The following is a 7,584-nucleotide window of genomic DNA, read 5'->3' on the forward strand; positions in this document are numbered from 1 at the left end:
GCGCGACACGGCAGGTGCAGGCGCGGGTGCGGGGGCATCGATCGCCGCGGTTTCGGGCGCCGCACTTTCATGCGGCGTGGCGGGTGCGGCGGGACGGGATGCTGCCGCGATCGCCGGGCTGGCGGTAGGGACCGGGTCAGTTCGTCCGGCGGCCGGGCGCGCGTCGGCGGGTACGGCCGGTGCGGCGGCCGGCAGCGACGGCGCGGCGGCTTCGTCCGCTGATCCCGGCGTGTCGAGTTGGCTCGGCAGGGGGAGGGAGGGTGCGGCGCTGTCGGGTAAGGCCAAGACGCTCGATGCGCCGGCCTCTGGCAGCGCGGGCGTGGCGGGGGACAGCGGCGTCAATGCCGTCGTCGTCAGCCGCGCGACCGGGGCGGACACCGCGGGCGCGATCGTCGGGGCAGTCGGGGCTGGCGTGATGACGGGCGTCGCCATGACCGGCAACGGCACGGGGGCAGCCAGTGGCGGCGGCGCGTCCAGCTGGAGCAGGTCGGCCAGCATCGTGTCGAGCATCTCGTCGGTTAGGTCGTCGGCCGGCAAATCATTGCCGGGGGCGGCACTTTCTTGCCGGGTCGCCGCGGCCGCGGCGTCGGCGGGCGGCTGCGCGAGCAGCGCCAGCGCATCGACGAAACGATCGGACGAATCGCCGCCGATCGCCGGTGGCCGCGCAGGATTTGCGGCACCGGTGGGTGGCAGCGTGATCGTCAATGGGTCGATCATGGGCGGTCCTTGTGCAGGCTCGTGACGAGTCCTTGTACCGGACAGCAATTACCGTGCCGTTTTCATCCGGGGCGTGGCCGGCAATTTTTCGAGCGCGCGACGTTCGCGGATCCCCTCCGCAATCCGTGCCTGTTCGATCAGCTTTTCGATCGCGCTCTGGTCGCGCTTGGCCTCAAGCGTCGCCGAACGGGCCAACTGGAGCGCGTGCTCCGCCCCCGCCAGGCGATGGTCGGCGGCTTCATGCGCGACGTGCAGCCGCGCGCGCAACGTCGCCGCCGCCTGCAGCCCGATCGCCGGGGCAGGCGCGGGGGCGACGGTGGGGGCGACATCGGCGGCGAGCCCGGCAATGCGCTGGCGCAGCATCGATTCCTGCGCGACGCGTTCCGCCGCGCGCCCTTCGTCCGCGCGGACCAGACCGAGCTGAAGCGTGCGGACGTGCAGCAGCCGCTGGAGCTTGCGCGCGTGGCGTTCAGCCATCGCCGAACACGCCGATCAGTTCGGCGACCGCCTGGTCGAGTGGCACCACCGCGTCGGCATCCTGGCGGATATAGTCGAGCACCGCGGGCTGATAGGCGATCGCGGTGTCGATCGTGGGATCGGTACCGGCGCGATAGGCGCCCATCAGCACCAGATCGCGATTCTCCTCATAGGTCGCGAGATGCCGGCGCAGCACGCGCGCGGCATGGACATGTTCGCGCCCCACGATGTCGGTCATCACGCGGCTGACCGACGGGCCGAGGTCGATGGCGGGGTAGACGCCGCGTTCGGCGAGCTGGCGGCTGAGCACGATATGCCCGTCGAGGATCGACCGCGCCGAATCGACCACGGGGTCGTTGCCGTCGTCGCCGTCGGCCAGCACGGTGTAGATGGCGGTGATCGACCCGCCCGAGGTGACACAGGTGCCCGCGCGTTCGATCAGTCCGGGGAGCATCGCGATCGCCGACGGCGGATAGCCGCGCGCCGATGCCGGCTCGCCCAGCGCCAGCCCGATCTCGCGCCCGGCATGCGCGACGCGGGTCAGGCTGTCCATGATCAGCAGGACGTTCTTGCCCTGATCGCGAAACGCCTCGGCAATGGCGGTGGCGCGCAGCGCGCCGCGGATGCGCAGCACCGGCGAATGATTGGCGGGCACGGCGACCACGACCGATCGCGCCCGCGCCTCGCCCGAAACCTTGGTTTCCAGGAAGTCGGCGACTTCGCGGCTGCGCTCGCCGATCAGGCCGACGACGACGACATCCGCCTGTGCTGCGCGCACGATCATGCCGAGCAGCACCGACTTGCCGACGCCCGAGCCCGCCATGATGCCGACGCGCTGGCCCTGGCCGATGGTGAGCAGCCCGTTGATCGCGCGCACCCCGACATCCATCGGCTGGCGCACGCGGCCGCGGTCGAGCGGACCCTGCAGCTTGCCGGCGAGCGGCCATCGCCGGGCGCCGCGAATCGGGCCCAAGCCGTCGATCGGCTTGCCCGCGCCATCGACCACCCGGCCGAGCAGCGCATCGCCGACTTCGGCTTCACCCGGTGCGCCGACCGCACGGACGGGTGCGTTGGGTAGCAGCGGCGCGGGGCCGCCCAGATTCATCAGCAGCGTATGGCCGCCGCGAAAACCGATGACCTCCGCCTCGACCTGATGGGCGCGATCGGCACCGATCCGGCAGACGGTGCCGACCGGCAGCGACAGGCCGACCGCCTCCATCAGCAACCCGTCATAGGATGCCAGGCGGCCCGACGCGCGCGGGCGCGGCGTAAAGTCGCCCTGCGCCAGCGTTTCCAGATAGTCTTCGGCGAAGCGGTTCAGCATCCGGGCAACGCGGCGCGATCCAGCGCCTCGGTCAACTGCTCGAGCCACAGCGTGGGCCCGTCCTCGACCACCGTCGCGGGCGATTCGATGACGAACGCGCCCCGGCCGATCGCGGCGTCGGCGACTGCGGACAGCCCCGGCGGCAGCGCATCGCGGACCAGCGCGATGTCGGACGGGTGCAGTCGGACGCTGGCGCGCTCGGTTCCTTCCGCGATCAGCTCGACCGCCGACGCGATGCGCTGTTGCAGCAGTTCGGCGGAAATCCCGGTTTCGCCGACGAGGCGCGCGACCAGCGTCAGCACGGTATGGCGCAGCCGCTCGGCCAGGGCATTGCGATCGATATGGCCGCTCATGCGCAGCGCATCGGCAAGGCCGCTGAGCAGCTGCTCGTCGCGTGCGCGCGCGGCCGCCGCATCCGCCATCGCCGCCGCCATGCCGTCGGCAAAGCCCGACGCGCGCGCCTGGGCGATTGGATCGACAAAGGCGGCGGGCGGTGCGTCGGCGTGCACATCCGCCATCGTGTCGAACGGATCCCACCCCTCGGTCGGATTGCGATCGCGGTCGGCGGGGCTGAAATGGCGCGGACCCGGTGTTTCGGGCGTGAAGTGGCGCGGTGCCGCGGTGCGCGGCGCAGCGTCGCGCGGCTTGATCTCGCCCGGCATGAAGCCGGGCGGCGGCGCAAAGGCGGCGCTGAGGATTTCGGGCGACACGCTGGCATGGCGGCTGGCGAAGCCGGGGGCGAAATCAGACATAGTCGTCCTCCCCGCCGCCCATCATGATGACCCCGTCCTTGGCCAGCGCGCGCGCGATCGCGATGATCGCCTTCTGCGCGTCGAGCACCTCGGACAGGCGCATCGGCCCGCGTTCCTCCAGCTCGTCGCGGATGCCGTCGGCCGCGCGCGACGACATGCAGCCCAGGAAGCGCGCGCGGACATTTTCGTCGACGCCCTTGAGCGCGGGGACGAGCAGGCTCGCCTCGACATTGCGGATCAGCGTGCCCAGGTTGCGGTCGTCGAGTTCGAGCAGGTTGTCGAACACGAACATCGCTTCCTCGATCTGGCGGGCGACTTCGCGGTCGATCTTGGCCAGCTTGGGCATGACGCGGACTTCGGTGGTCTTGCGCGCGCTCGACAGGATCTTGGCGGCGTCGCGGGTGCCGCCCAGCTGCAGGCCGGCGGGGCTCTGTGCCCGGCCCGACGCGCGCGACAGCACGCCCTTCAGCGTCTCGATCGCTTCGGGCGTGATCGGCCCCAGTCGCGCGATGCGGTGCAAAATCTGGGGCTGCACCGCTTCGGGCAGCGTTTCCAGCACCTGCGCACCGACGGCGGGGTCGAGATTGGCGATCAGTACCGCCGCGATCTGGGGATGCTCCTCCTCGATCAGCCCGGCGATCTCGGCGGGGTCGAGCCAGTCGAGCAGCTCGATCGCGCATTGCGCCGACGGCGGCATGATCCGCGACAGCACGCTTTCGGCCTTTTCCTGGCCCAGCGCGCGGGTCATCATCGTCTCGATCTTGGGGCGGGGGTCGAAGCCGACATCGGTGCGTTCGCGCGCCTTTTCGACGAAATCGTCGAGTACGCCGACCACTTCCTCCTCCGACACGTCGGCAACGGCGAACATCGCCTTGCCGAGCTGGCGGACCTCGTCGGGCTCCAGCTTCTGCAGGATGGCGGCGGCTTCCTCCTCGCCGACCAGCATCATCAGCACCGCGGCGCGTTCGACGCCGCTATAGATACGCGCGGGCGCAATCATGCCCTCTACTCCGCCTTGATCATGTCGCGTACGGCCAGTGCCGCGCGCGCGGGATTGTCCCGGGTAAAGCCGCGGACCAGCCCGACGCGCTCATCATAGCTGCGCGCATTGTCGAGCATCTCGATGCTGATCGGCGGCGGGCCCTGGCGTTCGGGCTGTGCGCCGGTGCCCGACGCATCGTCGCCCGTCATCGCCAGCGCGGGCCGATCGGTCGGTCCGCCATCGCCGGCCTGGGCCGCGGCGGCGGCTTCCTTCTTGCCGCGCGTCATCGAGCGGACCAGCGGCCGGACGCCCATGAACAGGACGAGCAGGGCGATGATCAGCGCGGTCGCATTGCGCGCCGCCATCGGCACCCACGGTGCTTCGTACCATGCCGCCTCGACCGGGTCGGTCACCTCGGCCGAAAACTTGCGGCTGATGACGGTGACCTGGTCGTTGCGGGTCGGGTCGAAACCGACCGCGGCGCGGACGAGCTGGGTGATCTGCTGGATTTCGGCCGGGCTGCGCGGTTTGCCGCCATCGGGCTCGCGCAGCAGCACCGCCACCGAAAGCCGCTTGATCTGGCCCGGCGCCGTGCGGGTGACCGAAACTTCCTTGCCCAGGTCATAGCTGCGGGCATAGCTCTCGCTCGCCTTGACCGCGGGGTTGGCCGGAGCCGCGCCCACCTGGCCCGCGGTGCCGTTGGCCGCGGCGGCGACCGCCGGGTCGACGGGCGGCTGGCCGGGGGCCGGCTGACCGGCGGCGGGGGGCTGGTTCGGACGATCGAGCGTGCTCGGCGCCGGCGCCGAATTGGACAGCGCGCCGGGAATTCCTTCGGGCACCACGGTCCCGTCTGGGGTCGTCCAGTTGCCCTGTTCGGCGCGCAGCGCGCCCTGACGATCATACACTTCCTTGGTCGCCTGATTCTCGTCCAGGTCGACTTCGGCCTGGATTTCGGCGGAGAAATTGTTGGGGCCGACGAGCGGGGTCAGCAGCTTGGTCAGCTGCGCGCGGAACTTGTCCTCGACGCGGCGCTGGAAATCGATGCGCTTGTCGCTCATCGCCCCGGGGCCGTCGCCCGAGCCGGGCTGGCTCAGCAGCGCGCCCATCTGGTCGACGATCGTCACCGCTTCGGCCTTCATGCCCGGCACCGACGAGGCGACAAGGTTGATGATCGACTTGACCTGTGCCTCGGTCAGCGTGCGGCCCTGGTTGAGGCGCACGATCACCGATGCCGACGGGGCGGCATTGTCGCGGATGAAGACCGAGCTTTCGGGCATGGCGAGGTGCACGCGCGCCTCGACCACGGCATCGATTTCCTGGATCGAGCGGGCAAGTTCGGTCTCGCGCGCCTGGCGCAGCCGTTCGCCCTCGACGGCGCGGCTGACGCCCATCGGCAGCTGATCGAGAATGGCATAGCCGCCCGGCGCGGCCTTGGGCAGATCCTGCGCGGCGAGCAGCATCCGCGCCTTGTGATAGGAATCCTCCGGCACGGTCAGCGACCCGGCCTGATCGAAGCTGGGCGTGATGCCGCCCGATTTCAGCGCCTCGCTGACCGCGGCCTTGTCGGCATCGGTCAGGCTGGGGAACAGCACGCGCTGCGGCGGGGTGGCGAGCAGCATCCAGGCGAGCGCCGCCGCGCCGACAAGGCCCAGCACCATCAGGACGGGCAGGCTGCGCTTGACCGCAGGCTGGCTGACCAGCGTGTTGAGCTGCTTCAGCGGATTGGCGAAGCGTTCGGCGACCGGCAGCGCGGCGGGCGCGGAAAGGGCGGGTGTGAGTGCGTTTTCCATGGGATCAGACCGGCATGCTCATGATGTCCTTGTACGCGCTCAACAGCTTGTTCCGGACCTGGAGGGTGGCTTCGAACCCGACCGAGGCCTGCTGGCGGGCCATCATCACCTTGGCGATGTCGACCGTTTCGCCGCGTTCATAGGCGGCGGAGAGTTCCCCCGCCTGGGCCTGCGCCGCGTTGACGCCCTTGAGCGCGCTCGCCATCGCATCGGTGAAGCTGCTGACGCCCGACGACGGCGCGCCGACCGGCGCGTTCGCCGGCGCGGGCGCGCTGCTGGCGCGTTGAAGCGCCGTGTTGCGTTCCAGGATCTCGGCGCGCAGCGCCATGATCCGGTCGATGCTCATCGCACCGCCGACACCGCCGATGCTCATGCCGAACGTGCCTCTTCATGGGGAATGGTGTCGATCAGGTCGCCCTGTTCGCGCGCCTTGGCGAGGCGGTAGCGCAGCGTGCGCTCCGAAATGCCCAGGCGGCGCGCGGTCTCGATCCGGCTGCCGCCGCACGCGGCCAGCGTGTCGCGGATTGCCTGAAACTCGGACATCTGGACGATGTTGCTCAGCTTCTCGCCGGTGGCGGTGCGCGGACGCAGCGGGGTGACATTGTCGGTGCGCAGCGCGACGGGCGCCGGCTTGCGGTCGAACACGATGTCGCGCGCCTCGATCGCGTCGCCGGCGAGCAGCAACGCACGCTGGATGACATTTTCGAGCTCGCGGGCGTTGCCCGGCCAGTCGTGCGCGAGCAGCAGCTGCTGTGCCTCCGCCGAAATCCACGGCAGCTTCGCGCGGTTGCCGGCGTGACGCACCGTCATCGCGGCGGCGAGCGCCAGAATGTCGGCGGGGCGATCGACCAGCGGCAGCGTGTTGAGCGGGAAGACGCTCAGCCGGTAATAAAGGTCGGCGCGGAAGCGGCCGGCCTCGACTTCGGTTTGCAGGTCGCGATTGGCGCAGGCGATGACGCGGACATCGACCGGCTCGGCGGCCGTCGCGCCGATCGGCACCACTTCGCGTTCCTGCAGCACGCGCAGCAGCTTCGCCTGCAGCGACAGCGGCATTTCCGCGATTTCGTCGAGCAGGATCGTGCCGCCATTGGCCGCGCGAAAGAAACCTTCTCCGCCCGATGACGCGCCGGTAAACGAACCCTTTTGGTGACCGAACAGCATCGCTTCGAGCATTGTCTCGGGCAGGGCGGCGCAGTTGATCGCGACGAACGGCCCTTCTGCGCGCGGCGAGCCCAGATGGATCGTGCGCGACAGCACTTCCTTGCCGGTGCCGGTCGGGCCGTTGATCAGGACGGTGATGTCGGCGGCGGCGACGCGTTCGGCGAGCGCGAACATCGCCAGGCTTTCGGGATCGGCGGCGACGGGCGCGTGCGGGCCGCGCAGCATCGCGATCGCCATGGCCTGACCGATGGTCGCTTCGTCGGCGGTATAGCTGAGCCGCGCCGGATTGCCGTCGGCAAAGGGGATCGCAAGCACCGGGCCGTCGTCGAGGATCAACGTCCGCGCGGCCGGGACCAGGCGACCTGTTCCTGGTCATGGCGG

6 protein-coding genes and 2 pseudogenes are annotated in these 7,584 nt (G+C 70.3%); all 8 read right to left on the bottom strand.

Translation table 11 applies throughout. The annotated features are described in order from the left end of the window. Positions 1–717: pseudogene (locus AX709_RS10720) on the bottom strand (hypothetical protein); the annotation flags it as partial. Positions 718–765: 48 nt separating this feature from the next. Beyond that, positions 766–1,194, bottom strand: a complete 429-nt coding sequence (locus AX709_RS10725; protein ID WP_066479116.1) for a hypothetical protein — start codon at positions 1,192–1,194, stop codon at positions 766–768. Further along, entirely contained in the window at positions 1,187–2,518 is a 1,332-nt protein-coding gene (locus AX709_RS10730) for a FliI/YscN family ATPase (protein WP_066479109.1), read from the bottom strand. Before AX709_RS10730 ends, AX709_RS10725 begins: the two co-directional genes overlap by 8 nt. Next, entirely contained in the window at positions 2,512–3,270 is a 759-nt protein-coding gene (locus AX709_RS10735) for a FliH/SctL family protein (RefSeq protein WP_066549304.1), read from the bottom strand. Before AX709_RS10735 ends, AX709_RS10730 begins: the two co-directional genes overlap by 7 nt. After that, positions 3,263–4,270 (bottom strand): flagellar motor switch protein FliG, encoded by a 1,008-nt coding sequence (gene fliG / locus AX709_RS10740; protein WP_066549305.1) that lies wholly within the window; start codon positions 4,268–4,270, stop codon positions 3,263–3,265. Before fliG ends, AX709_RS10735 begins: the two co-directional genes overlap by 8 nt. A gap of 5 nt (positions 4,271–4,275) precedes the next feature. Beyond that, the gene (fliF, locus tag AX709_RS10745; protein WP_066549306.1) at positions 4,276–6,042 is read right to left on the bottom strand and encodes a flagellar basal-body MS-ring/collar protein FliF; all 1,767 of its coding nucleotides are present in this window, start codon (positions 6,040–6,042) and stop codon (positions 4,276–4,278) included. A 4-nt stretch (positions 6,043–6,046) separates the two neighbouring features. Further along, the gene (fliE, locus tag AX709_RS10750; protein WP_066479104.1) at positions 6,047–6,415 is read right to left on the bottom strand and encodes a flagellar hook-basal body complex protein FliE; all 369 of its coding nucleotides are present in this window, start codon (positions 6,413–6,415) and stop codon (positions 6,047–6,049) included. Next, positions 6,412–7,551 (bottom strand): annotated as a pseudogene (locus AX709_RS10755) (sigma-54 interaction domain-containing protein); the annotation flags it as partial. The gene fliE and the pseudogene AX709_RS10755, both read right to left, overlap by 4 nt. Positions 7,552–7,584: the final 33 nt, after the last annotated feature.

The organism is Sphingomonas sp. CCH15-F11 (assembly GCF_001557005.1).
In the GTDB taxonomy this organism is placed as follows: domain Bacteria; phylum Pseudomonadota; class Alphaproteobacteria; order Sphingomonadales; family Sphingomonadaceae; genus Sphingomonas.